Annotated in this window: 17 protein-coding genes and 1 pseudogene; 11 read left to right on the top strand and 7 right to left on the bottom strand. The window is 63.7% G+C overall.

Annotated elements, in window-relative coordinates:
• Positions 1–129: 129 nt before the first annotated feature.
• The gene (locus M2400_RS17000; RefSeq protein WP_256390387.1) at positions 130–600 is read right to left on the bottom strand and encodes a MarR family winged helix-turn-helix transcriptional regulator; all 471 of its coding nucleotides are present in this window, start codon (positions 598–600) and stop codon (positions 130–132) included.
• Between the two features lie 233 nt (positions 601–833).
• Here M2400_RS17000 and M2400_RS16995 point away from each other — a divergent pair, with 233 nt between their 5' ends.
• Genes M2400_RS16995 through yghU form a run of 4 tightly spaced genes read left to right on the top strand, consistent with a single transcriptional unit; the run spans position 834 to position 7,478 of the window.
• The gene (locus M2400_RS16995) at positions 834–4,022 is read left to right on the top strand and encodes an efflux RND transporter permease subunit (protein ID WP_177044036.1); all 3,189 of its coding nucleotides are present in this window, start codon (positions 834–836) and stop codon (positions 4,020–4,022) included.
• A gap of 1 nt (position 4,023) precedes the next feature.
• Entirely contained in the window at positions 4,024–5,205 is a 1,182-nt protein-coding gene (locus M2400_RS16990; protein WP_177079047.1) for an efflux RND transporter periplasmic adaptor subunit, read from the top strand.
• On the top strand, positions 5,198–6,652 hold the full coding sequence (locus M2400_RS16985) for an efflux transporter outer membrane subunit (protein WP_177044034.1): 1,455 nt from the start codon (positions 5,198–5,200) through the stop codon (positions 6,650–6,652). Before M2400_RS16990 ends, M2400_RS16985 begins: the two co-directional genes overlap by 8 nt.
• On the top strand, positions 6,645–7,478 hold the full coding sequence (gene yghU, locus M2400_RS16980; RefSeq protein ID WP_259197256.1) for a glutathione-dependent disulfide-bond oxidoreductase: 834 nt from the start codon (positions 6,645–6,647) through the stop codon (positions 7,476–7,478). Before M2400_RS16985 ends, yghU begins: the two co-directional genes overlap by 8 nt.
• A gap of 94 nt (positions 7,479–7,572) precedes the next feature.
• On the opposite strand, the gene M2400_RS16975 is transcribed toward yghU, so the two are convergent.
• From M2400_RS16975 to M2400_RS16965, 3 genes are all read right to left on the bottom strand, one after another.
• The gene (locus M2400_RS16975; RefSeq protein WP_259197258.1) at positions 7,573–8,889 is read right to left on the bottom strand and encodes a cation:dicarboxylate symporter family transporter; all 1,317 of its coding nucleotides are present in this window, start codon (positions 8,887–8,889) and stop codon (positions 7,573–7,575) included.
• Positions 8,890–8,979: 90 nt separating this feature from the next.
• The gene (locus tag M2400_RS16970; RefSeq protein ID WP_177079043.1) at positions 8,980–10,188 is read right to left on the bottom strand and encodes a pyridoxal phosphate-dependent aminotransferase; all 1,209 of its coding nucleotides are present in this window, start codon (positions 10,186–10,188) and stop codon (positions 8,980–8,982) included.
• Between the two features lie 10 nt (positions 10,189–10,198).
• Positions 10,199–10,864 carry an RraA family protein gene (locus M2400_RS16965; RefSeq protein WP_177044030.1) on the bottom strand — a complete coding sequence of 222 codons (666 nt, stop codon included), beginning with the start codon at positions 10,862–10,864 and terminating at the stop codon, positions 10,199–10,201.
• Positions 10,865–10,981: 117 nt separating this feature from the next.
• Between M2400_RS16965 and M2400_RS16960 the strand changes: the two genes are divergently transcribed.
• Positions 10,982–11,890: a LysR family transcriptional regulator gene (locus tag M2400_RS16960; protein WP_177115404.1), complete on the top strand. Its 909-nt coding sequence runs from the start codon at positions 10,982–10,984 to the stop codon at positions 11,888–11,890.
• On the opposite strand, the gene M2400_RS16955 is transcribed toward M2400_RS16960, so the two are convergent.
• A complete protein-coding gene (locus tag M2400_RS16955; RefSeq protein ID WP_259197265.1) occupies positions 11,875–12,768 on the bottom strand; it encodes a LysR family transcriptional regulator in 894 nt (297 codons plus the stop codon). The two genes, M2400_RS16960 and M2400_RS16955, sit on opposite strands and share 16 nt — an antisense overlap.
• A complete protein-coding gene (locus tag M2400_RS16950) occupies positions 12,746–13,678 on the bottom strand; it encodes a LysR family transcriptional regulator (RefSeq protein ID WP_259197266.1) in 933 nt (310 codons plus the stop codon). The genes M2400_RS16955 and M2400_RS16950 overlap by 23 nt, the downstream gene beginning before the upstream one ends.
• A 154-nt stretch (positions 13,679–13,832) precedes the next feature.
• On the opposite strand from M2400_RS16950, the gene M2400_RS16945 reads away from it, so the two are divergent.
• The 6 genes from M2400_RS16945 to M2400_RS16920 all read left to right on the top strand — a co-directional run bounded on the left by M2400_RS16945 (position 13,833) and on the right by M2400_RS16920 (position 25,237).
• Positions 13,833–15,197, top strand: coding sequence for an MFS transporter (locus M2400_RS16945; protein WP_259197343.1), 1,365 nt, complete (start codon positions 13,833–13,835; stop codon positions 15,195–15,197).
• Between the two features lie 28 nt (positions 15,198–15,225).
• The gene (locus tag M2400_RS16940; protein ID WP_259197267.1) at positions 15,226–16,266 is read left to right on the top strand and encodes a hydroxyacid dehydrogenase; all 1,041 of its coding nucleotides are present in this window, start codon (positions 15,226–15,228) and stop codon (positions 16,264–16,266) included.
• Positions 16,267–16,363: 97 nt separating this feature from the next.
• The gene (locus tag M2400_RS16935) at positions 16,364–17,413 is read left to right on the top strand and encodes a hypothetical protein (RefSeq protein WP_177044025.1); all 1,050 of its coding nucleotides are present in this window, start codon (positions 16,364–16,366) and stop codon (positions 17,411–17,413) included.
• 45 nt (positions 17,414–17,458) lie between these two features.
• On the top strand, positions 17,459–20,488 hold the full coding sequence (locus tag M2400_RS16930) for a porin (protein WP_177079040.1): 3,030 nt from the start codon (positions 17,459–17,461) through the stop codon (positions 20,486–20,488).
• Between the two features lie 10 nt (positions 20,489–20,498).
• On the top strand, positions 20,499–23,411 hold the full coding sequence (locus M2400_RS16925) for a filamentous hemagglutinin N-terminal domain-containing protein (protein ID WP_259197268.1): 2,913 nt from the start codon (positions 20,499–20,501) through the stop codon (positions 23,409–23,411).
• Entirely contained in the window at positions 23,408–25,237 is a 1,830-nt protein-coding gene (locus M2400_RS16920) for a peptide transporter (protein ID WP_259197269.1), read from the top strand. The genes M2400_RS16925 and M2400_RS16920 overlap by 4 nt, the downstream gene beginning before the upstream one ends.
• Here M2400_RS16920 and M2400_RS16915 read toward each other — a convergent pair.
• Positions 25,225–26,232, bottom strand: a pseudogene (locus M2400_RS16915) (TonB-dependent siderophore receptor); the annotation flags it as partial. The gene M2400_RS16920 and the pseudogene M2400_RS16915 sit on opposite strands and share 13 nt — an antisense overlap.
• Between the last annotated feature and the right edge of the window lie 3 nt (positions 26,233–26,235).

Below are 26,235 nucleotides of genomic sequence, written 5' to 3'. Positions count from 1 at the left end.
ACCGAGCCTAGGCGAGGTGCCGAGTGGTGGGGCAAGAGCGTTTTGCTTACTTTTGCGCTTTTCAAAAGTGAGCCGCTGTAAGAGCGGAACCCATAGCGGCCATAACCAAAGAAACGGATATGCCCCCAATCACCCACCCTTCCCCAACAACGCCCGAGCAAACTCATCAGACGCAATAAAATCCATAGCCTTACGCAACTCGCAAGCCGCCTCAGCCCCAAACGCCTCATCAAACCGCACCGCCATCTCCCGAGACACCACCCGCGCCTCCTCGTACTTACGCTGCCCCGCATCGGTCAACAACACCCGCCGACTACGGCGATCCAACTCGTCCACCTGCAACACCACCAGCCCATCGCGCACCAGCGGCTTGAGCGTATGCCCCAGGGCCGACAAATCCATCACCAGCGAATGCGCCAGGTCGCGCATCTTCGGCGCGTCCCCATTGGCAATGTGGTTCATCAGCGAATACTGGGTAGCCTTCAGACCAAACGGCACAAACGCTTCGTCATAGATCTGCGCCATGCGCCGGGACGCGCGACGCACGGCTCCGTTGGAGCAGGTGCTGGGGCTATTCAGGGTGGGCGGTGCACATTTCACGGGCGGTCACTCGCTACAGCTAAAGGGTTAACCAAACGTTAATCCGGCAAGATGAATATTGACACACATTGCAACAAATTAGTTGCGTATGCCTCTAAACGCTATATCGTGGCATATGCCTCTATTTTGACCGGATGTCAGTGCAGTTGGCCCGGATCACAGACGGGCGGGGCAGGAGGGAAGCGCTGTTTGGTACCTCCTTCAGTCATCAACTTCCTGTCTGGATCACACCTATGCTCAACCTTGTGCGCATCGCATTGCGGCGCCCCTATACCTTCCTGGTATTGGCCATTTTCATCCTGATTGTGGGCCCGCTCGCCGCCTGGCGTACCCCGACCGACATCTTCCCCGAAATTCGCATCCCCGTGATTGCCGTGATCTGGCAGTACACCGGCTTGCCACCCGACCAGATGGCCGGCCGTATCACCTCGCCCTTCGAACGGGTGCTGACCACCACGGTCAACGACATCCGCCATATCGAGGCGCAGTCGCTGAACGGCTTCGGCATCGTCAAGGTGTACTTCCAGCCGGGCGTCAATATCAGTACGGCCAACGCACAAGTCACCTCGGTGTCCCAGGCCATCCTGCGCCAACTGCCGCCCGGCACCACGCCGCCGCTGGTGCTCAACTACAGCGCTTCTACGGTGCCGATCGTGCAACTGGCATTGTCCGGCAAAGGCCTCACCGAACAGAAGTTGGGCGACATTGGCCTCAACACCGTGCGCCTGATGCTCACCACCGTGCCCGGTGCCGCGCTGCCATACCCGTTCGGCGGCAAGACCCGCCAGGTGCAGATCGACCTCGACTCGGCGCGCATGCAGGCCCGGGGTCTCTCGGCCCAGGACGTGGCCAACGCCCTGGCCACCCAGAACCTGATCACCCCGGTGGGCACGCAAAAGATCGGCAGCTATGAGTTCAACCTGCAACTGAACAACTCGCCGACGGATTTCCACGACCTGGAAAACCTGCCGATCAAGACCGCCGACGGCACCACCGTGTTGATTCGTGACGTGGCCACCGTGCGTGACGGCAACCCGCCGCAAACCAATATCGTGCACGTCAACGGCAACCGCTCCGTGCTGCTGCCGGTGCTCAAGACCGGCTCGGCCTCGACCCTCGGGGTGATCGCCGGCATCAAGGACAAACTGGCGGACAACAAGGCTGCCTTGCCGCCCAACCTGAATATCGACCTGATCGGCGACCAGTCGCTGTTCGTGCGTTCGGCCATCAGCGGGGTGGCCCGTGAAGGGATCATTGCCGCGGCGTTGACCAGCCTGATGATCCTGCTGTTCCTCGGCAGTTGGCGCTCCACGGTGATCATCGCCACGTCGATCCCGCTGGCGATCCTGGCGTCGATTGCCACGCTGTCGGCCCTCGGTGAAACCCTCAATATCATGACCCTCGGCGGCCTTGCGTTGGCCGTGGGGATCCTGGTGGATGACGCCACGGTGACCATCGAAAACATCAACTGGCACCTGGAACAGGGCAAGCCGGTGGAGACGGCGATCCTCGACGGCGCGGCGCAGATTGTCACCCCGGCGTTTGTCTCGCTGCTGTGTATCTGCATCGTGTTCGTGCCGATGTTTTTCCTGGAAGGCGTGGCGCGCTTCCTGTTCGTGCCGATGGCCGAAGCGGTGATTTTCGCAATGATCGCCTCGTTCATCCTCTCGCGAACCCTGGTGCCGACCCTCGCCAACTACCTGCTCAAGCCTCATGAACATCATGCGGACGGTACGCCGGTGGTGGCGCCGTCGAGCAACCCGCTGGTGAAGTTCCAGCGCGGGTTCGAGCGCCAGTTCGAGGCGTTTCGCGGGGTTTACCATGGGGCGCTGGAAAGTGCCTTGCACCATCGGCGTATCGCGGTGATCGCGATGCTGGCGTTTGTCGCGGTGTCGTTTGCGCTGGTGCCATTCCTGGGCCGCAACTTCTTCCCCGACGTCGACTCCGGGCAGATCCTGCTGCATGTGCGGGCGCCGGTCGGCACGCGGGTGGAGAGCAATGCGCGGCTGGTGTCGCAGATCGAAAACACCATTCATAAAGTGATCGAGCCCAAGGAGCTGGCGGCCATCGTCGACAACATCGGCCTGGCCATCAGCGGGATCAACGTGGCCTACAACAACACCGGCACCGTCGGTTCCCAGGACAGCGACATCCAGATCAGCCTGAAAGAGGGCCATCGTCCCACCGCCGAGTACATGCGCGAACTGCGCGAACGGCTGCCCCGTGAATTCCCGAATGCGGTGTTCTCGTTCCCGGCCTCCGACATCGTCGGGCAGATCCTCAACTTCGGTTCTTCAGCGCCGGTGGATGTGCAAATCGCCGGGAATAACCTGCCGGCCAACTTCACTTATGCCAGCACCTTGCTGCGGGAAATCCGCCGGGTGCCGGGTGTGGTGGATGCGCGGATCCAGCAGTCGCGGCAATTGCCCACCTTCAAGATCGATGTGGACCGTACCCAAGCCCAACTGGTGGGCCTGAACGAGCGCGACGTGACCAACAGCCTGGTGGTCAACCTGGCGGGTTCCAGCCAGGTGGCGCCGACGTTCTGGCTCAACCCGGCCAATGGCGTGTCCTACCCGATTGTGATGCAGACCCCGCAATACGGCCTCGACACCCTGGCCGCCCTGCATAACCTGCCGTTGAGCGGCAGCCCGGGTGCGGCGCAAGACCAGACCCTCGGCGGCCTGGCGTCCATCGAACGCAGCCACGCCAACTCGGTGGTGACCCAGTCGGATATCCAGCCGGTGGTCGAGGTCCTCACCGCGATCCAGGGCCGTGACCTCGGCGCCGTCGCGGCCGACATCCAGACGATCATTGCCGCCCACGCCAGCGAAGTGCCCACCGGTTCCAAGGTGCTGTTGCAGGGCCAGGTGCAAACCATGAACGCGGCCTTCAGTGGCTTGCTGTTTGGCCTGCTCGGCGCAGTGGTGCTGATCTACCTGCTGATCGTGGTCAACTTCCAGTCCTGGGCCGACCCGTTCGTGATCATCACCGCCTTGCCGGCGGCGCTGGCGGGTATCGTGTGGATGCTGTTCATCACCCACACGCCGCTGTCGGTGCCGGCGCTGACGGGGGCGATCATGTGCATGGGCGTGGCCACCGCCAACGCGATCCTCGTGGTCAGCTTCTGCCGCGAACGCCTCGCGGTGCACGGTGACGCGGTGCAGGCGGCGCTGGAAGCCGGCTTTACCCGTTTGCGCCCGGTATTGATGACTGCCATCTCGATGATCATCGGCATGGCGCCGATGGCCCTGAGCCTGGGGGAGGGCGGTGAACAGAACGCTCCGCTGGGCCGTGCGGTCATCGGCGGGCTGGCCTTCGCCACCATTGCCACATTGTTTCTGGTTCCGCTGATTTTCAGTCTTGTGCACGGGCGGCGTCAGCACGCCACGCTTGCGACCACCGCCACTCAAGGGGTTTGACATGTCCACTTCCGTTTCCAATCCGGGTTCACCCCGCCGTAAATCCCGTGGTCTGCTCTGGCTGGTGCTGGGGCTGGTAGTGCTCGTCGCCGTGGTGGTGTTCGGCATCGGGGTGCGCGCCAGCGAATCCCGTGACCTGAAAACCTGGACCGACACCCAGGCCTTGCCCAGCGTGAACCTGATCACCCCGAGCGTGCAGCCCCAGGGCCCGATCCTGAACCTGCCGGGGCGCCTTGAGGCGTACTCCCGGGCGTCGATCTTTGCCCGGGTCAACGGCTACCTGAAAACCTGGAACGTCGACATTGGCGACCACGTGAAGGCCGGGCAACTGCTGGCTGAAATCGATACGCCGGAGCTCGATCAACAACTGCTGCAAGCCAAGGCCGTGCTGGCCTCGGCCCAGGCCGACGAGTCACTGGCGCAAACCACCGCCAAGCGCTGGCAGGCGATGCTCTCCTCGGACTCGGTATCGCGCCAGGACGTGGATGAACGCACCGGCGACCTGACCGCCAAGCAGGCCAAGGTGGTCGCGGCCAAGGCCAACGTCGACCAGTTGATCGCCACCAAGGGCTTCCAGCGGTTGACCGCGCCGTTCGCCGGTGTGGTGACCGCGCGTTCCACCGACGTGGGCGCGCTGATCAATGCCGGTGGCGCCACCGGCAAAGAGTTGTTCGCAGTCTCCGATGTCAGCCGCCTGCGGGTGTATGTGCAGGTGCCGCAATCGTCGGCGCCGCAGATTCAGGTAGGCACCGTGGCTCGCTTGAGCGTTCCGGAATATCGCGGTGAAACCTTCAACGCCAAGGTGATCGCCACCGCCGATGCCGTGAATGCAGCGTCCGGCAGCACCCTGGTACAGCTGCTGGTGGACAACCCCGGCAGCCGCCTGTTGCCGGGTGCCTACACCAGCGTGCAGTTCAACTTGCCGGTGCAGACCGACGTGCTGCGCTTGCCCGCCAGTGCCCTGGTGTTCGATGACAAGGGCATGCGCGTGGCAACCCTGGATGCGAACAATCACGTGCACTTCAAGACCGTGACCATCGCCCGTGACTTCGGCGACAGCGTGGAAATCGGCAGCGGCCTGGCCGCCACCGACCGCGTGATCGACACTCCGCCCGACGGCCTGGCCGACGACGATTCGGTGCAACTGGCCGCCAATACTCCAGAGGCCAAACCCCATGGCTAAGCGCACTTGCCTGGTATTGGCCGCCACCCTGGGCCTGGGCGCCTGCCACCTTGCGCCGCCGCTGGACGTGCCCGATGTGCCCGTGGCTGCGCAATTCCATACCCAAGGCCCGTGGACCGTCGGCACGCCGAACGACCAAGCGAGTCGCGACGGTTGGTGGCAGATCTACAAGGACCCGCAACTGGATGCGATGGAGCAACAGCTGCTGCAAAACAACCCGGACCTGAGTGCCGCACTGGCTCACTATTCCCAGGCCCAGGCGTTTTTGGCCCAGGCGCAATCCGGGCTGTTTCCGAAAGTCATCGGGTCCGGTAATGCCCAGCGTATTCGCCAGTCCGACACGCGCCCGTTGCGCTCGGCCAGCCCGCCGAATGTCTACGATTCGGGGACCGTTGGCGTGGAAGTGGACTATGAAGTCGACCTGTGGGGCCGCGTGCGCGACACCGTGGCCGCCGGCACCAGCGATGCCCAGGCCGCCAGGGCCGACCTGGCTTCGGTACGCTTGAGCCTGCAGGCGCAACTGGCCGACAGCTACATCCGCCTGCGCGGCATCGACCGCCAGGACCAGTTGCTGCAACAAACCACCGACGCCTATGCCAAGGCCCTGAGCCTCACCGAAGGCTTGCATGGCGGCGGCATCGTCTCCGGCCTGGACGTGGCACGGGCGCGTACCCAACTGTCGACGGTCAAGTCGCAGCTGAGCCAGAACCTGGTGCAGCGCGCGGTGCTGCAACACTCGATAGCGGCGATGTTGGGTGAGTCGGCATCGACCTACGCGATTGCCCCCAGTGTTGCGGATATCGCCCTGCCCGGCGTGCCCACCGGCGTGCCGTCGACGCTGTTGCAGCGCCGCCCGGACATCGCCGCCGCTGAACGCCGGATCGCCTCGGCCAACGCACGCATAGGCGTGGCCAAAGCCGCCTGGTTCCCGGCCCTCACCCTGAGTGCCCAGGGCGGTTTCCAGAGTGACGAGTTCGCGCACCTGTTGAGCGCGCCGAATATTTTCTGGGCGATTGGCCCGTCGCTGGTGGGGACAATCTTTGACGGTGGCGCGCGTCAGGCCGGTGTCGACAGTGCCAAGGCGGCCACCGATGAAGCCGCGGCCAAGTATCGTGGTGTAGTGTTGACCGCGTTCGAACAGGTGGAGAACAACCTGTCGATCATCTCGGGGCTCGACACTGCCCTGGCAGACCAGCGGGACGCGGCGGCTGCCGCGCAGTACGCCGAGGACTTGTCCCTGGCGCGGTATCGCCAGGGCGGCGCGGCGTACCTGGATGTGGTGACGGCGCAGGTCGCGTCGTTGCAGGCACAACGAACTGTGCTGGATCTGCAGACTCAACAGTTAAGCGCCAATGTGGGGCTGATCAAGGCATTGGGTGGCGGCTGGAACCTGGCGGAATTGGCCGACACCCCGGAATTGAACCCAAGGAGTAACAAGCATGACTGATTACGTACCGCCAAAAGTCTGGACCTGGAAGACCCAAAACGGCGGCACCTTCGCCAGCATCAACCGGCCCGTCGCCGGCGCGACCCACGACAAGGAATTGCCGGTGGGCCGTCATCCGTTGCAGCTGTATTCGCTGGCAACGCCGAACGGCCAGAAAGTCACGATCCTGCTGGAAGAGCTGTTGGCACTGGGTCACACCGGCGCGGAATACGATGCGTGGTTGATCAAGATCGGCGACGGCGACCAGTTCGGCAGCGGCTTCGTGGGCGTCAATCCGAACTCGAAGATTCCGGCATTGCTGGACCGCAGCGGGCCCAAGCCGATCCGGGTGTTCGAGTCCGGGGCGATCCTGCAGTACCTGGCCGAGAAGTTCGGTGCGTTCCTGCCCACCGAGCCTGCGGCCCGTGCCGAGTGCCTGTCGTGGTTGTTCTGGCAGATGGGCAGCGCGCCGTACCTGGGCGGTGGCTTCGGACATTTCTACGCCTACGCGCCGACCAAGATCGAATACGCCATCGACCGTTTCGCCATGGAAACCAAGCGCCAGCTGGACGTGCTGGACAAGCAGTTGGCCGAGCACGAATACATCGCGGGGGATGAATACACCATCGCCGACATGGCGATCTGGCCGTGGTACGGCGGCCTGGTGAAAGGCCGCTTGTATGAGGGTGGAGAGTTTTTGTCGGTGCAGGATTACAAGCACGTGCTGCGTTGGGCCGATGCCATCGAAGCGCGGCCGGCGGTGCAGCGAGGGCGCCGGGTCAACCGCGTTTCGGGCGAGCCGTCAGAGCAATTGCGCGAGCGTCATGACGCGTCGGACCTCGACTGACAACAGCGCTCCCTGTGGAGAGGGAGCTTGCTGTGGCGAGGGAGCTTGCTCCCGCTGGGCTGCGCAGCAGCCCCAATAAGCACCCCGCATTCTTTCAGGTAGAACGTGGGGGCAGGTTTTGGGGCCGCTTCGCAGCCCAGCGGGAGCAAGCTCCCTCGCCACAGGTGTCAGCGGCGCCCTCGCGCCGTTCCCACTTGGCGATCACCAGCGGTGCCAGGGCATTGCCCAGCACATTCAACGCGGTGGTCGGCATTTCCATCAGGCGATACACCCCGGCGATAAAGGCGATGCCCTCCAGCGGCAAGCCCGCACTCGCCAGGGTCGCCGACAAAATCACGAACATGAACCCCGGCACCCCGGCCGCGCCCTTGGACGTCAGCACCATGGTCACCACCAGCAGCGCCTGGTCGCCAAGGCTCAGGTCGATGCCATACAACTGCGCCACAAACAAGGTGCCGATCCCCAGGAACAGCGAAGCACCGTCCAGGTTGAACGAATACCCCACCGGCACCACAAAGCTCACCAGCGATGGCGGTACGCCGTAGGTTTCGAGCTTCTTCATCAGTTGCGGCATCACCGCCGCGGAGCTGGCCGTGGAGAACGCCAGGATCAGCTCATCCTTGATATGCCGCATCAGCGCAAACAGGTTGATCCCGCACAGGCGCGCCACCAGGTTGAGCACCACCAGCACGAAGAACGCGATCGACACGTAGCTGACCATGATCAACTTGGCCAACGGCAGCAGCGAGCTGAAACCGAAGTTGGCCACGGTGACCGCGATCATGCCGAACACGCCGATGGGCGAGTAGGCCATGATCATCGACGTCACTTTGAACATCGCCTCAGACACCCCGCGCAGCAGGGCAATCACCGGGTCCTTGCGCTCGGCCGGCAGGCGCGAAACCCCCAGGCCAAACATCACCGCAAAGAACAGCACCGACAGCAAACTGCCCTGGGCCATCGCATTGATCACGTTGTCCGGGATGATCCCGACGATGATCTGCCCCAGGCTGTGACCACCGCCGGCGCCGCTGGTGGGCAAGGTCACCGCACTGGCTTGCAGGCTGGACAGCTCGGTGCCGGCGCCGGGTTTAAGCAGGTTGCCCATCACCAGCCCGACGATGATCGCCAGGGTGGTGATGCAGAAGAAATAGCTCAGGGACTTGACCCCGATGCGCCCCAGGGATTTGCCGTCACCGTGCCCGGCAATGCCCACCACCATGCAGGAAAACACGATGGGCACGACGATCATCTTCATCAGCTTGATAAAGATATCGCCCGCCGGTTGCAGCAGGTTTTCAACCAGCCACGGCCGGGATTCGGGGAAACGGTGCAGCAGGGCGCCGATGGCGATGCCGGCGAGCAAGCCGATCAGGATTTGCCAGACCAGCGCGATTCGGGGCTTGTGCATGGGAATGCCTCATTTATATCAATGATTATGAGTGTTGTTCTAGGCAGTCAATAGCGGCCATCCATGGCCGCCGGGTGGGGCGGGAATCCGTCAGCGCAATCGATGGCACGCTTCATTCAGGCGACGGCAACCTTCTTCAATCACTTCAAGGGAACTGGCAAAAGACAGGCGGATATACGGCGACATGCCGTACGCCGCGCCGCTCACCGTCGCCAGGCCGTGTTCGCGCAGCAGGTACTCGGCCAGCTGGGTGTCGCTGTCGATCTGCTCGCCATGGGGCGTGGTCTTGCCCATCAGCCCGGCAACGTTGGCGAACACGTAGAACGCGCCGTCCGGTGGGGTGAAGCTCACCCCGGGAATGTCCTTAAGCAGGCTCAGCATGCGTTCGCGGCGTTGCTGGTACACCTCGCGCATCCCGGCGATGGGCGCCTGGTCACCGGCGAATGCGGCCACCGCCGCGGCCTGGCTGAGGGAGCTGGGGCAGGTGGTGGTTTGCGAGAGCAACTTGGCGATGGCCGCAACCAGCCAGGCCGGGCCGGCCCCGAAACCCAGGCGCCAGCCGGTCATGGCGTAGCCCTTGGAGGCGCCGTTGACGATCAGCGTGCGCGGCTTCAGGTCCGGTGCGAGACGGGTCAGCGACACATGCCGTGTATCGCCGTAGACGAAGTGCTCGTAGATCTCGTCGGCCATGACCAGCACATGGGGGTGACGGCGCAGCACTTCGGCCAGGGCCAACAGCTCGGCCTCGTTGTACACCGCGCCACTGGGGTTGTTCGGGCTGTTGAGGATCACCCATTTGCTGCGCGGGGTGATCGCTTGTTCGAGGGCTTGCGGCGAGAGCTTGAACCCCAGTGACTCGTCGCCGGGAATGATCACCGGCGTCGCGTCATTCAGCCGCGCGATGTCCGGGTACGACACCCAATACGGCGTGTGCACGATGACTTCATCGCCGCGATTCAGGGTCGCCGCCAGGGCGTGATAGATGATGTGCTTGCCGCCGCAGCCGGCAATCACTTCGTCCAACCCGTAATCCAGCTGGTTATCACGCTTGAGCTTGAGGCAGATCGCCTTGCGCAGGGCGAGCGTGCCGCTGGTGGCGGTGTAGTGAGTATCGCCGCTGTGCATCGCGGCGCTGGCGGCTTCGAGGATATGCGCCGGGGTATCGAAATCCGGCTCGCCCACCGTGAAGTTGACGATGTCCCGGCCCTGGGCGCGCAGTTCGGTCACCAGCGCATTGGCCGCGATGCTCGGGGAGGGCGCAATGCCCAGTACCCGAGCGGAGAGAAATGCAGTGCTCATGATGGCTCCTTCAGTCTGCCAGGCCGGCCTGTTTCAGGACCTTGTCCATCCAGCTCTGGCGCACCGCACCGGTGGCGATTTCGGCTTTGACTTCTTCCTCATGGGCCGCGTGTTGCGCGGCCTTGCGCAGCACCTCGGCGGCGTCGGCCTGGGAGAAGGCGACCAGGCCGTCTTCATCGCCCACCAGCAGGTCGCCCGGGTTGATCAGCATACCGCCGATGGACACCGGCACATTCACCTCGCCCGGGCCGGTCTTGTACGGCCCGCAATGCACCACGGCGCGGGCGTAGCACGGGGTGTCCTCAAAGCTGGCGACATCCCGGATCGCCCCATCAATCACAAACCCCACGCAGCCGCGTTGCTGGGCGTAGAGCTTGACCAGCTCGCCGATCACCGCGTTGTTGGTATCGCCCTGGGCGTCCACCACCAGCACGTGGCCCGGCTGCAGCATGCTCATGGCCTTGTAGATCAGCAGGTTGTCGCCGGGGCGGGTTTTCACCGTGAGCGCGGTGCCCACCAGCTTGCCGGTACGGTTGTAGCGGTTCAGCCCACGGGCGCCGATGTGCCGGCCGAGGTTGTCGCTGATGTGCGGGGTGACCACCTGGGCGAAGGCTTCAAGCACCTCGGCGCTGGCCAGTGGTGGGTTGGGGAGGATGCGGGAACCGGGCAAGGACATGGCTGTAACTCCGATTGATCTTATGGGTCTGTGGCTAGATCTTAGGAGCGATGAACATACAGTTTTAGCGATATTTTATTATCTGATAGGATCGCTTTTTCTCATGGGAGGTGGCCGATGATCACGTTCAAGCAAATCGACGCGTTGTACTGGATTGCCGAGCTGGGCAGTTTCGAGGCGGCGGCGAACAAGCTGAACATGTCGCAGTCGGCGATTTCCAAGCGCATCCAGGAGCTGGAAGAAACCTTTGATGTGCAGATCTTCGACCGCAGCAAGCGCAACGCGCGGCTGACCGAAAAAGGCGCCGAGCTGCTGGACTACGGCAAGGACCTGCTGGAACGCCGCGACTACCTGCTGGAGCGGGTCAGCGCTCAGGAAGTGCTGGTGCGCCGGTTTCGCCTGGGGGTCACCGAGCTGACGGCATTGACCTGGCTGCCCGCGCTGGTCGAGGCATTGCGCGAGGCCTACCCCAAGGTGCAGATCGAACCGTCGGTGGAGTTGAGCAGCGAGCTGTTTCGCAAGCTCGAGAGTGATCAACTGGACCTGGTGATCGTGCCCGATGCCTACAGTGATTCGCGATTCCTGAGTACGCCGCTGGGCAGTGTGGAAAACGCCTGGATGTGCGTGCCCGGACTGATCCCTGACAACGACCCGGTCAGCCTCGGGGTGTTGGCGGACTACACCGTGCTGACCCAGGGTTCGCAGTCGGGCACCGGCCTGACTTACGAGCGCTGGCTGGCGGCCCACGAGGTGCAGCTGCCACGCACCTTGACCAGTCACAACCTGCTGGTTCAGGTGGGGTTGACCCTGTCGGGCGTGGGCGTGAGCTACCTGCCCACCGCGTGCCTTTCACACCTGGTGGAGGCGGGTGCGTTGCGGGTATTGGTCACCGAGCCGGCCTTGCCGAGCATCCGCTATGTGGCCTTGCATCGCTCGGACCGCCAGTTGGGTTTGAACCGCAATGTCGCGCAACTGGCCCGCCAATGCTGTGATTTTTCCCGGCTGTTGCTTCAGCGGTTTGTGTGAGCCGCCGCGCACTGGCTGGCCAGTTCCGCCAGGGAGGCGGTCAGGCCGAGGTGGCCATGCTTGAGGAAGGCCAGTTGATAGTTGACCGGCTCGGGCGGGGTATCCAGGAGCATTTCCTGGAGCTCGCCGCGCCGGATCTCATCGCCGAACAGCCCCCGGGGTAAACAACTGACCCCAACCCCGGCCCGGATCAACGCCACCAGCGCGAACAGGCTGTTGCTGCCATACACCCGGTTGAACTCGATCCCCGCCCGGGCAAACAACTGCTCGCAACGCTGGGTAATCCCCGAGTGCGTGCCCTGGACAATGATGGGCCACTGCGCCAGTTCCTTGAGGGACAGCGAGCGCGCATGCAGCGCGAGGCTCGCCGGCGCCAGCCAGGTAAATTCGACGGATTGCAGATCGATCGCCGCCATCGCCGGCGTCACGTAGTCCTGCGGGATCACCACCAGGTCCAGGTCGCCATCCAGCAGCTTCCTTTGCAGCGACGCCGACAGATCAACATCCGGATGCAACGCCACCTCCGGATGCACTGCTTTCACCCGCGCCGCAAAGTCCGAAAACCAGGTCACCGTCACCAGCTCCGTGAGCCCCATGCGTACCGTGCGCAGGGTGTGCCGCGACGCGCCCCGCAGCCCGTCAAGCCTGGCCAGGCTGTCGATCAAACCTTCACAGGCCTCCAGCAGTTCAGCGCCTTTGGCACTCAAGTGCGCCTTGGGCCCCGAGCCTTCGAACAGCGGCAGGCACGCCTGTTTTTCCAGCTCCTGCAAACGCTTGGTGACCGCCGATTGAGTGAGGAATAACTGCGTGGCCGCCCGCTGCAGCGTGCCGAGTTTCAGGGTCCAGTAGAACGCTTCAATCTGCTTGAGGTTGATCATGCTCAAGGCCCTCCCGCTGATAGGGGTGGTGCAGGTCGCAATGGGTATGGATCAACTCAATGACATGCCGCTGGAACGGGCTGTAGCTGTCGGCCCGGGCCAGCGCCACATACGGCGTCGATGGCAGCGGCGGCTCCACCCGCAGCCGCACCAGTTGCCCGCTCGCCTGGTAGGGCGCGGCGGTGGAGTCGGGCAGGTAGGTGACGCCGAGCCCCGACACCGTCAGGCCCACCAGCGCGGCCAGGCTGCTGCAGGGAATATGCGCCTGGGGGCTGGCGTGCCGCGCAGCCAGCCAGCGGTCGACCAGCAACCCCGAACCCGAGAGCTTGCCCTGGGTGAGCAGGGTGTAGCGGGTCAGGTCTTCCAGGGCCAGCGGGCGCTGGTGGTCCAGCAGGCCGGGGGCGCAGAACCAGCTGTTGCGCACTTCATCCAGCGCGACCTTGACCAGGCCGTTGGAGCTGAAGGCATCCGGCACCACGATCACGTCCACCTGGCCTGCCATCAGCAACCCGTGCAGGCGCACGCTGAGTTCCACTTCCGGCTCGATGCGCACCTTGGGATAGCGGGTGGCAATCGCCTTGATCAGGCGCGGCAGCCAGGTCAGGGCACTCAGCTCGGTGATGCCGATGCGCAGTTTGCGGCTCAACACCTCGGGGCTGATCAGGCAACTGCTGACGATGTCGCGTTGCAGCAGCACCTGCCGGGCGTGGGTCACGACTTCGGCGGCCATCAGGGTCGGTTTGGCGCTGCGCCCGCTGCGGTCGAACAGCGGGAAACCCAGCCAGTGCTCCAGTTCCTGAATCTGCCGGGTGATCGCCGATTGCACCAGCCCCAGGCGCGTGGCAGCGCCGTCGAAGGTGCCGTGATCGACCACGGCGATCAACGCTTCCAGCTGTTTGAAGGTGGCCACGGGTGCGTTCTCATCTGGTTTTGGAATATTTTTAGTTCACGGAATATCCCTATGTCTACTTAAATTTCCTCGGCACTATTTGGCTCACGGCCTACTGGCGTGAATGACCCTTCACGAAGTTACCGACCATAAATCCAATAAAATCGGTGAAGAAATGAAAGCGGACTCCAAGCCTGCCAGCGGCTTTCGCTGGGTTGTGGCGGCCCTGTTTTTCCTGGCCTATATGGTTGCCGGTGCCGACCGCGCAAACATCGGCGTGGTGGTGCCTTTCATCAAGCAGGAATACCACCTCAGCAACACCGACATCGGTGCCCTGGCCAGCCTGTTTTACCTGACCTACGCCATCGTGCAGATTCCCGCCGGCTACCTGTTCGGCAAGTACGGCATCCGCAAGCTGCTGACCGGCTCCCTGGTGCTGACCTCCCTGGCCACGCTCTTGATCGGCTTCACCAGCAGCGTGCTGCAACTGAAGCTGGCGCGGGCCTTGTTGGGGGCGGCGGAAGGGCCGATCAATATCGGGATCGTGTCGATCATCAACCGCTGGTTCCCGCCGAGCGAGAAGGGCCTGGCCACCGGTATTTTCATGTCATCCATCAAGTTCGCCCCGGCCTTCGTACCGCCGTTGTGCGCCTGGATCGTGCACCTGTATGGCTGGCGCGAGGTGTTCTATTTGTTTGCCGTGCCGGGGTTCTTTGTCGCGCTGCTGTGGTGGTGGCTGGTCAAGGATGATCCGGCGGACAGCCCGTATGTCTCGCCCAGCGAAGTGCGGCATATCCAGGGCACCGAAGTGCACGGGCAAGTGGTAGCCAGGCCCATGGTGCGCATGCCGGCATGGGTCGACAGGCTGATTCGCAGCCGCGACGTCAAACCCCTGGCCGACAACAAAAGCATCCTGGCGTCGTGGAATGTGTGGGCCTGCGCGTTCGGCTATTTCATGATGGTGGGCATCACCTATTCGATCATGACCTGGATCCCGACCTACCTGATCACCGTCAAGCAGTTCTCGGTGATCACCATGGGCGCCGTGGCATCGGCCCCCTGGGTGGGCGCGGTGATCGGCAACCTGCTGGGCGGCTGGCTGTCGGACCGGGTCTTCGACAAGCGCCGCAAGCCGGCCATGCTGATCAGCTCGCTGGCCACGGTGGTGATGATGTTTGTGCTGCTGCATTCACCGAGCGACCCGGCGCTGCTGGCGGCGGTATTCCTGTTGGCGGGTGTGTTGCTCAATATCGGTTTTTCGACCTTCCTCGTGTACCCCATGGGCCTGGCGACCAAGGACCGGGTGCCGTTTGCCGCCTCCATCGTCAATACCGGCGGCTCGCTGGGCGGGGCCTTCGCGCCGTTCGTGGTCGGCCTGTTGCTGGACAGCTTCAGTTGGGACTACGTGTTCGGCTTCCTGGGTGTGTGTTCACTGATCACCTTCGCCATCGTGCTGACCATGATCGAACCTCGGCCCGCTGCACGTGTGCAGGATCACGGCGAGCCCTTGGCATCGCCCCTGGCTCACGCCAAACCCTGAACCACTCACTTTCATTGAAGGATCCCGGATGAACGATTCGTCGCGCGTCATGCAGGTTTGTCGGCTCGATTTATGGATCAGCCCCGTGTTTGACGATCTGGTTCGCAGCGAGGCCAACCTGGCGTTGCAGGTGCTGGCTCATCAAGGCGAGGACCCGCGCACCCTGGCGGCCTTGAGCCGGGCCCATGCCTACCATGTGTCGGCGGCCAAGGACGAGCTGCCACGGGCATGGTTCGTCAACCAGGCGTTGATCGCCCAGTGCCCTGATCTGCTCTGCGTGTCTTCCGGCGGCGCGGGCTTTGACACGGTGGACGTCGAGGCCTGCACCCGTGCCGGTATTGCGGTGGTGAACCAGGCGGGTGCCAATGCGTTCTCGGTGGCGGAACACACCTTCGGTTTGCTGCTCGCGGTGGTCAAGCGCATCGTCGAATCCGACACCAAGTTGCGCCGCGAACGGGGTTTCAGCCGTGAAGACCTGATGGGCGAAGAGATCCACGGCAACACCCTGGGGCTGATCGGCCTCGGCGAAATCGGCCAGCGCACGGCGCGCATCGCCCAGGGTTTTGGCCTGGAGGTGCTGGCGTACGATCCGTACCTCAGCGCCGAGCAAATCCACGCCCGGGGCGCACAGCCGGTGACGCTGGAGGCGTTGCTGGGGCGCAGTGACTACGTGTCGTTGCACTGCCCGTTGAACGCCACGACTCAGCACCTGATGGGTGCCGAACAGTTCGCGGCGATGAAGCCGGGCGCAGTGTTTGTCTCCACTGCCCGTGGCGGTATTCACGACGAAGCAGCGCTGTTCCAGGCGCTGAGCAGCGGCCACCTTGGCGGTGCCGGCCTCGACGTGTGGGCCTGCGAGCCGCCGGTGCAGGACGCACCATTGATGACACTGCCCAATGTGGTCGCCACCTTCCACACGGCGGGCGTCACTCACGGTGGGCGGCGCAATGTGGCGAGGTCGTCGGCGCAACAGATCGCCTTGATGCTGCGGGGCGAGCGTCCGGCGCATCTGTTGAACCCGCAAGTGTGGGAGCGGTTTTGTGAACGGCTGCGCGAGGCCAGGGGGTGAACACCATATTTTTAAAGTATTCAAACCGCATTATTTAGATATTTTTCATAGGAGGACGGCGCTGATAGGCTTCGCAAAAAACAAGAGAACTGCCTACATGAAGCGCAGCAAAACCTTCGCCACCGTGCTGGTCTCCTTCGCCTTGATGGTGGGCGTGACCAGCTGCGCCAAAGTCGATATCCAGGCCGACGCCAGCGACAAGCGCGACGTCGACGCCCGTCAGGTCCTGCGCCTGGGCCATGACGATCAGGCTTACCCGTTCCTGATCTACGCCAACGCCGATCTGTACAACCCGCCCAAATCCATCGAACGCGCGGTGGTGATCGTTCACGGCGTACAACGCGACGCCGACCAGTACTTCAAGACCGGCCGCAAGCTGATGGGCAACGCCAAACTCCCTGGCGAACGCACCCTGTTGCTGGCCCCCAACTTCCTCACCCCGCAGGATTCAGGCGTCAGCGATGACATGCCGCTGTGGCCCCGGGACAGGTGGATGCACGGCATCGAATCGCAGTACGGCCACAAGGGCATCCCGGCCTTCCAGGTGCTCGATGATGTGGTGCGCTACCTCTCCGACCGCCAGCGCTTTCCGGCCCTCAAGGAAATCGTGATGGTCAGCCACTCGGCAGGCGCACAGCTGATGCAGCGCTACGCCGTGGTCAACGACCTCGATGCCGGTCTCAAGGCCCATGGCCTGACCATCCGCTACGTGATCGCCAGCCCGTCGAACTACCTGTACGTCGACGAAAACCGTCTGCAGGACGGCGCGTTCGCCCCCGTCGTGAGCATCCTGTGCCCCAGCTACAACCGCTACCGCTACGGCATTGAAGCGGCCCCGGCATACCTGCAAATGCAGCACCTGACCGGGCGCCAGCTGTTCACCCGCTACGCCGCACGGGACGTCACCTACCTTGTGGGCGCCCAGGACAACAACCCCACCAGCCGCGTGCTGGACAATTCCTGCGGGGCCAACTACCAGGGCGAAACCCGGCTGCAGCGCCAACTGACGTACGTCGGTTATGAAGGCTTCCTGTCGAACAAATGGCAGGTGCCGCTGCGCCATCCGCAGTACACGATCCCTGGTATTGGCCACAACGCCGCACGGTTGTTCGGTGATAAGGACGTCGCCCGGATCCTCTTCCCTTAAGACTCACCGCCCGCTGCGTCTCGATAAAAACAATAAGAGAACCGTATGAGCCCACACCTCCCGTTTACCCGGGCGCATCGCGCCCTGGGGCCTGGCCGCTTGACCTTGCTGGCTGCCACGTTGATTGCCCTGCACGCCCAGGCAGACACCTTGCCGTCCTCCGGCACCTTGTTCGATTCGAGCCGTTCGGTGCTGCGCCCCACCGAAAGCGGCCAGGCCGCCCGGCCCGGCAGCGTGCGTATCGAAAGCCAGAACGATGAGCCCCAGAGTGCGCCGAGCCCCTCCACCGTGAAGCTGGTGGTGCAGCGCTTTACCGTGCAGGGCAACCGGCAAGTCAGCGATGCCGACGTGCAGGCGCAGTTGCTGGCGTACACCCAACAGACCCTCGGCCTTGATGGCCTGCGGGAAGCTGCTTCAAGGGTCACCGCGTTGTACCGTGCCCGCGGTTACCTGGTGGCCCGGGCGTATCTGCCGGCCCAGGACATTCAAAATGGCCAGGTGATCATCGGGATTTCCGAAGGGGTAATCGGCCAGGTCAGTGCGCTGCCGGATGCCAACGTGCGCCTGCGCCCCGGCGTGCAGCAACAGTTTGTCGACGCCTTGCCCGCGGGCACCATCATTCGTGAACAGGACCTGGAGCGCGTGCTGCTGCGCCTCTCGGACATCACCGGGGTGGCGGTGCGCGCGATCCTGCGGCCATCGCAGCAGCCGGGCGCGGCCGACATCGTGCTCAAGCTCAGCGAGATGACCGCCATCACCGCCCGGGCCGCCATCGATAACTACGGCAACTACTACACCGGTTCCAATCGGCTCACCTCCAGCGTCAGCCTCAACGACGCCTTCGGTGTGGGCGACAGTTTTACCGTCAACTCGCAAAACACCTTCGAGGGCCTGGACATCAAGGGTGTCGGTTATCAGCAGCCGCTGGGGGCCACCGGGATCTCGGTGGGCGCCAACTATGCCGAGCTGGAATACGCCATCGGTAAAAACCTCAAGGGCGTCAACGCGGGCGGCACCGCCGAAGTGTCGTCGGTGTTCATCAACAGCTCGCTGCTGCGCTCGCGGGACAGCAACATCAACTTCAACCTGGCGGAAGATCACCGGCGTTTCGAAGACAGCGCCGGCGGCCTTACCGTGGAGAAAGCCGCGGTGTTTCGCAGCGCCACCCTCTACGGCAACTGGCGCGATGACTGGCAGGGCAGCAACGCCTGGAGCCTGTCCTACGGCATTGGTTACCTGGATAAAAACACCCCCATCGACGCGTCGCTGGATGCCCTGACCGCCCGGGCGGAAGGCCGTTACCAGAAGACCAACTTCAACTTCAGCCGCCTGCAAACCATCGGCAACGGCTACTCGCTGTTTGGTTCGGTGACCGCCCAGTGGGCCAACAAGAACCTCGACTCTTCGGAAAAACTCAGCCTCGGCGGCCCCAACGGCGTTCGCGCCTACCCGGTGGGCGAAGTGGCCGGCGACGAAGGCGTGCTGGGTCGCCTTGAACTGCGCAAATACCTCGGCAACTTTTCCGGGGCCATCGCCGAAGGCACCTTGTTCGCCGACGCCGGCAAAGTGCGGGTCAACAAGGACCCATGGGACCGCAGCGAAAACCACCTGAGCCGCTACGGCTACGGCCTGGGCGTGAACCTCTACCACCGCGATCTGGTGATGAATGCCAGCCTGGCGTTTTCCCCGGGCGACGATCCCACCAGCGACGACCGCGCCGCCAAGCGCCTGTGGTTCTCTGTCACCGGCTCGCCCCAGGCGTTTGCCGGGCTGGCCAGTGACCTGGGTTCCAAGGGCGAGGATTTCGCCGTGGCCGAGACCGACACGGTGATCTACGGCGACTTCGGCATCGTCCCCGAATACGTCGACCGTCACGGCGCCACGCCGGCCGCGCCCGCCAACCAGAACCGCCTGGCCACCCCGAATGGGCGCAACATGTCTAGCTTCTGGCGTGCCCGCGATAACGTCTCGGCCATCGGCGTGCACGGCGGCTACGGCCTGAGCGACGACTGGAAACTGCTCTGGCAACTGGAATACGGCATCTCGATGAACTACACCGCGAGCGACGACAAATCGGTGAACCCCTCGGCGTCCCCGAGCACCAAGTTGCGCAACACCGGTGCGGCGTTCAACAACACCGATTACGGCACGTTGTTGTATGGCGTGTGGGACATGCCGATGAAAGAAGCCACCACCACGCTCGATCCGTTCAACGGCAAGACCAGCGCCGCGTACTTCAACATCATCGGCTCGCCGGGCTTCAGCGCGGGGTTGTCGACGAATGTTGTCGGTCCGCAAAGCTATGACGACACGGCGGTGAATGGCGACGCGGCGTTCAACCGACGTCAGTCCGGCGTGGTGGAATACTGGACGCCGGTGTGGAACGGCCTGCAGCTCAAGCTGGCGTACTCGAACAACGGCATGAGCGTGGCCAATGATGTGGACAAGGGCTACATCTACGGCACCAGCCTGACCTACAACAACGGTGGTTTCACCGCCGTGTTCGCGGCAGAGCGGCACATCAACTATTTCGGGATTGCCGACCTAGGCCGCAACGCCCGGGGCCTGGGCAGCAGCACCCATGTCACCGACGGCACCTCGTCGGACGATTTCAGCTTCCGCTACGGCCTGGGCTATGACTTTGGTGACACCGAACTGTCGGTGATCGCCGATGACCTGTCGTACTCCGAAGACGGGGTGGTCAACACCAGCACCACCTCCAGCGACCTGTCGCGCTACCGCCGCCGCGCCTATCTGGTGGGCGCCTCCCACAAGATCGGCGCCTGGACCTTGAAGGCCAGCTACGGCAAGGCCCTGCCTGGCAAGTGCGAGATGATCGGCGCGGCCGCGCCCGACTGCGATACCCACGGCATGGGGGCCACCCAGTACGCCGTCGGCGCCAACTACAAACTGACCAAGCGCATCGACCTGTTCGGCCAGTACGTGCTGTTGAAAAACAATTCCCTGGCCAACTACAACTTCGCCCTGACCGGCGTCACCGCGGCCAGCGGCTACTCGCCGGGCGCGGGCACCACCATCAGCGCCATCGGCACTGGCATCAACTATTCGTTCTGAGGAGAAGGCCATGAAGACGCATCCATCCAAAGCCGAATTGCCGGTGCTCAAGCCCCTGAGTTTTGCCGTGTTGTGCGCCCTGTACAGCCTGGTGCCCATCCCGGCGCTGGCCCTGGACAGCAACGCACTGCCCACCAACGGCCAGGTGATCGCCGGCAGCGGGACCATCGTCAGCAACGGCAATGTGATGACGGTGCACCAGGGCAGCGACAAGCTGATCGCCACCTGGGACACCTTCAATATCGGCAGCGGCGCCCAGGTTAATTTCCTGCAACCGGGCGCTTCCTCGATTGCCCTCAACCGCGTCACCGGCAGCGACGGTTCGCAGATCCTCGGGCACCTGAATGCCAACGGCCAGGTGTTCCTGATCAACCCCTCGGGCGTACTGTTTGGCGCCGGCTCGATGGTGGATGTGGGTGGCCTGGTGGCCAGTTCCCTGGACATCTCCAACAGCGATTTCATGGCCGGCAAAAACGTATTCGCCGGGCAAGGCAAGGGGGCGGTGATCAACCAGGGCACGATCAATGCCAAAGACGGCGGCAGTGTCGCGCTGCTCGGCAGCCAGGTGCTGAACGAAGGCACAGTGGTCGCGCGGCTGGGCTCGGTGGTGCTGGGCGGCGGCGAGAAAATCACCCTCGACTTCAACGGTGACGGGTTGATCAACCTCGAAGTCAACGACCCGGCAATCGGCGCCAGTGTGGTCAACCGCGGGCTGTTGAGTGCCAACGGGGGCGCCGTGGCCATGAGCGCCCGGGACTCCCAGGCGATGCTCAGCAATGTGGTGAACAACGAAGGCGTGATCGAGGCCCGCAGCCTGGAACAGCGCAACGGCCGGATCATTCTCGACGGCGGCAGCAACGGGGTGGTGGTCAACAGCGGCGTGCTCGATGTGTCGGGGCGCAATGCGGGCGAGCGGGGCGGCAACGTGACCATGACCGGGCAGTACGTCGGCCTGTTTGATAGCGGCCGCATCAATGCCGACGGTGATATCGGCGGCGGCACCGTGCTGATGGGCGGTGACTATCAGGGCGGCGGCAATGTGCATGAGGCCGACAGCACCTTCATGGGCCAGGACGCGCACATCAGCGCCAACGCCTTGAGCAGCGGCGACGGCGGCAAGGTGATCCTCTGGTCCAAGGACAGCACCCAATTCCACGGCGGCATCAGCGTCAGCGGCGCTGGCAGCCAGGGACGTGGCGGGTTGGTGGAGACCTCCGGGCATGCCCTGGAAATCACCGGCATCGTCGACCTCAGCGCAGTGTCCGGCCAGGGCGGTACCTGGCTGATCGATCCGTTCAATATCAACATCACCAAGGGCGCCAGTTCCGGCACATCCACCGGTTCGCCGTTCACGCCGAATGCCGGTGGCAGCTCCAACCTGAGTTCGGCGACCCTCAACGCATCGCTGTCCGAAGGCGCGAAGATTCTTGTGTGCACCTCCTCGGGCGCCGGCACGTCGGGAGACATCAACGTGCTGGACAACGTCAAGGGCGTGGGCAACGCCACCCTGACCTTGCAGGCCCACCGCAATATCGTGATGACCAATACCAGCATCAGCGCCGCCGACGGCAAGACCTTGAACGTGTCGCTGTATTCCAACTTCAACAACAGCGGCAACGGTTCGGTGGCGCTGAGCAACGCCACCATCAGCACCAACGGCGGCAACCTCACCATCAGCGGTGCGGTGCAGCCGGACCAGTCCTGGGCCAGCACCAACGTCAGCAACGGCACGGGGATTTCCCTGAGCAACGGCACGCGGCTCACCACCAAGGGCGGCGACGTGAACCTGCGGGGCGCCACTTCTTCAACACTGGCGGCGGGCTCCACCGCGACGGCGATCACCATCAGCAACAGCACCATTGATGCCGGCGGCGGCGATATCAGCCTCACCGCGTTGCAAGCCAGCAGCACCGGCACCGGCGATGCGTTCGTGCTTACCGGCGGCAGCAAGCTGCTGACGGCGGGCGCGGGCTCGATCACGGTGGACAGCACCAACCTGGGCAGCGGCAACGGCACACGGATTTTCAGCACCAGCAACACCATCGCGGCCAGCGGTAGCGGTAATGTCACGTTGCGCGGCAGTGCCGTGTCGGGGGCCGGCGTGCTGGTGTGTTCGACGGCGGCGACCTCTGCGCAAACCCTCAGTGTGGGCGACGGCACCTTGACCATAGAGGGCAACAGCGGCTCCGGTCGCGGTGTGTTTATCGCGTCTTCCGGCACCGGTACGGTCACGCTGAACGCGGCCCGGGGCGGTGATATTTTCATCGATGGCAGCAGTGACGGGGATGCGGGCACGACCCTCAACTCCACCGGCACCGGTTCGGTGATTAACCTGTCGACGGCCAGCGGCGACATCACGCTGAACGGGCGCGCCGGGCCGGCTTCCAGTGCGGCGGGCTTGAGTATTCGCAGCGGTGCGTCGGGCCCTGGCAATGGGGTGAATATTCTCTCCGGCAGCGGCGATATCAGCCTGCAGGGTACGGCGCAAGGTTCGGGCGCCGGGATTGCCTTCAGCGCCACCAATGCCAAGGGCTACAACAACGTGATGACCGGCGCCGGCGGCAATATCACCCTCAACGGCAGCGGCGGCGGTGCAGCCTTGAGTTTCGACCACGGCAACAACCTGCTGCAGGTGGCGGACGGGTTGCTGCGCCTGGACCTCGACACACCCTCCGCCAACTACATCACCCACACCGACGACGTCACCACCCTGACCGCCAGCGGCAACGGCGCGGTGCTGATCAGCCGTGGCGGGCTGATCCACAACGGGCTGCTGGAAACCGCCAGCGAACCCACTCGCCAGTACCAGCAGGCGCAAGCCGTGGGCGGTGCCTGGAGCCAGCCGCTGGCGCCGGACTATCACCTCACCGCAATGGGCAGCGCCGCCGACGAGGTGAACATCGACGTGGTGCAAACCCGATGAATGATCCGGTGTTTTCCCTCGAGACGTTCGAATACCTGTGCTACACCCGCGACCACGAAGGCGGCGCCCGGGAGTTGGTGCGCCTGCTGCAGTTGATCGATCGCAACTACGGCAAACTGTCGGAGCAGTTCTCATTGTCGGTGTCCCCGGCGATCAGCCCGGGAGAGCTGGAAAGCCACGTGTTGACCCGGCTCACCAGCGCCATCACCGCGTTGTTTTCCGACCCGGGTTTCAGCATCAGCCCCAACGGTTTTGGCCAGCTCATCAACCTGCAACGCTGGCTGTCATCACTGTTTGCCGCCAGCGCCTTCGTCAACTGCGACCACATCCTGCGCTCGCTGAACCTGCTGGGCCCGGGCGGCGATTACCGGATTGCCGAACAGGACCTGGTGAAGTTCTGCCTGCTGTATTCCCCCGAGTCGCAATTGCCGCTGGATGTGGAACTGCTGTGGGCGCAAAACCCGACGCTGGCGGCGGCGCTGTTCATGGCGTTGATGTCGCCGCGCTTTCTCGGCACCCCGGCGGCCCATTCCAAGCGCGAGGCGTTGTTGGCCTGGTTGCCGGGGCGCCTTGAGCAACTCGACAGCCTCGACGCGCTGCCGCTGAACGTGCTGCACGATGTGTACATGCATTGCAGCTACGCCGACCTGCCGGAGCGGCACCGCATCAAGGCTTCGATCAATACGCTGATCGAACGCAAGCTGGAAAGCCTGGGCATCCGCAGCGTGGTGCCACAAGCACCGGTCGCCCGGGAGAAGCCGCTGATGCTGGTGCTGCTGGAATGGTTTTCCGGCGGGCATTCGATCTACCGCACCCACTCGCTGACCCTGCAGGCCGCTCGACGGGATTTTCACGTGGTCGCAGTCGGCTACGGCGCCAACGTGGATGCGCTGGGGCGTGAAGTGTTCGATGAGTTTATCGAGCTGGCCCGGCCGGATGACCTGTTCGCCTGCCTGCGGGAGCTGACGGCACTGGCCGAATCACGCCGGCCCGAGGTGTTCTACATGCCCAGCGTCGGCATGTTCCAGATCACGATGTTTGCCAGCAACCTGCGCTTTGCACCGTTGCAGGTGGCGGCGCTGGGGCATCCGGCAACTACCGGTTCGCGGCATATCGACTGCATCAGCGTGGAAGAGGATTTTGTCGGTGATCCGGCGTGCTTCAGCGAGCACTTGCTGCGCTTGCCTGCCGATGGCCAGCCGTATCGTCCGTCGGCCATCAGCGTCGACCTGCCACGGCTGGAGCGGCTCGACGCGCCGGTGGTGAACATCGCCATTGCAGCGACCACCATGAAACTCAACCCGACGTTTTTGCGCGCATGCCAGGCGATCGCCCTGAGCACCTTGCGCGAGACTGGCAAGCGCGTGCGTTTTCACTTTTTGGTGGGCCAGGCCCAGGGCCTGTTGTTCCCGCAACTGGTGCGCCTGATCGAGCGCTACGTGGGCGATGCCACCGTGTACCCGCACCAGCCGTACGCGGATTACATGGCCACCCTGAATCGCTGCGACCTGTTCCTCAGCCCGTTCCCGTTCGGCAACACCAACGGCATCATCGATGCGCTGACGGTCGGCCTGCCGGGCGTGTGCAAGACCGGGCCGCAGGTGTTCGAGCATATCGACGAGGGGTTGTTTCGCCGGGTCGGCTTGCCCGACTGGACCATCGCCCCGACCCTTGAAGCGTACGTGCAGGCGGCGGTACGCCTGGCCGGCAATTACGCCGAGCGCAGTGCGTTGTACCGCCACCTGGCGTCGCCGCAGCCGTTGCAAACCTTGTTCAGCGGGCGGCCCGAGGCGTTGGGCGAGGCGCTGTTGGCCTACCAGCGATAAGTTACCGAACTCACCAACTGGCGCTCATCGCCATACCGGCAAATCGCGAACTCGCAGTAGGTGTAGCGTTTGTTGGTGACGTTATTGGCGTTGAGCGCGACTTCCCAATGCGGGTCGATCTCGTAGCTGGCGCGGGCGTCATACAGCGTGTACGCGGGCATCCCTGACGGTACGCCGGAGGCTTGGGTGGTGCCTTTGTAGCGCGCTCCACCGCCGATGCGCAGTTGCGGCAAACCGAGTTCTGCCAAGCGGTAATCGGCCCACAGGGCGGCCTGGTGGTAGGGCGTGTCTTCGCTGCGCTGGCCGACTTCACTGGCGATATTGCTTTTGGTGATGCGGGCGTCGATGTAGGCGTACGAGCTGATCAGGCTGAGGTTCGGCGTGACTTCGGTCTTGGCCTCCAGCTCCAGGCCGCGGGAGCGCACTTCGCCGGTTTGCACCGAATAGGTTTGGGTGAGGTCGGTGGGGTCCTGGGTCAGTACGTTTTTCTGCACCAACTGATACACGGCGGCGCTCAGCAAGGTGGCGCTGCCTTCGGGTTGGTAGCGAATGCCGATTTCGTATTGCTTGCCTTCGGTGGGCACAAACGCTTGCCCGGCCTTGTTCACGCCTGCCACCGGGAAGAACGATTCGCTGTAGCTCAGGTAGGGCGCCAGGCCGTTGTCGGCCTTGTACACCAGGCCAGCGCGCCAGGTGGTGGCCTCGTCGCTCTGGCTGGTCTTGGCAGAGTTGCGGAACAGTTCGGTGTCTTGGTCAGCCCAGTCGTGGCGGCCACCCAGCACGGCAATCCAGTGTTCGTCGAAGGTGATCTGGTCCTGGAAATACACGCCTTTTTGCAAGGTGTCGATCTGCGATCCCCGGTCGGTATTCGGTGCGCGGTTGACCACCACCGGCTGGTTGTTGACGTAGTTCGCCAGGTTCAGCGACGGCGCATTGCCTCGGAAGTTGTGAGAGTCGTAGCTGGTGTCATAGCCGTCGAAGCCCAGCAGGAAGGTGTG

It is taken from the genome of Pseudomonas sp. BIGb0558 (assembly GCF_024807515.1).
In the GTDB taxonomy this organism is placed as follows: Bacteria; Pseudomonadota; Gammaproteobacteria; order Pseudomonadales; family Pseudomonadaceae; genus Aquipseudomonas; species Aquipseudomonas yamanorum_A.
The sequence above is the reverse complement of the archived record's forward strand: the minus strand, read 5'-3'. Positions and strand labels throughout refer to the sequence as shown.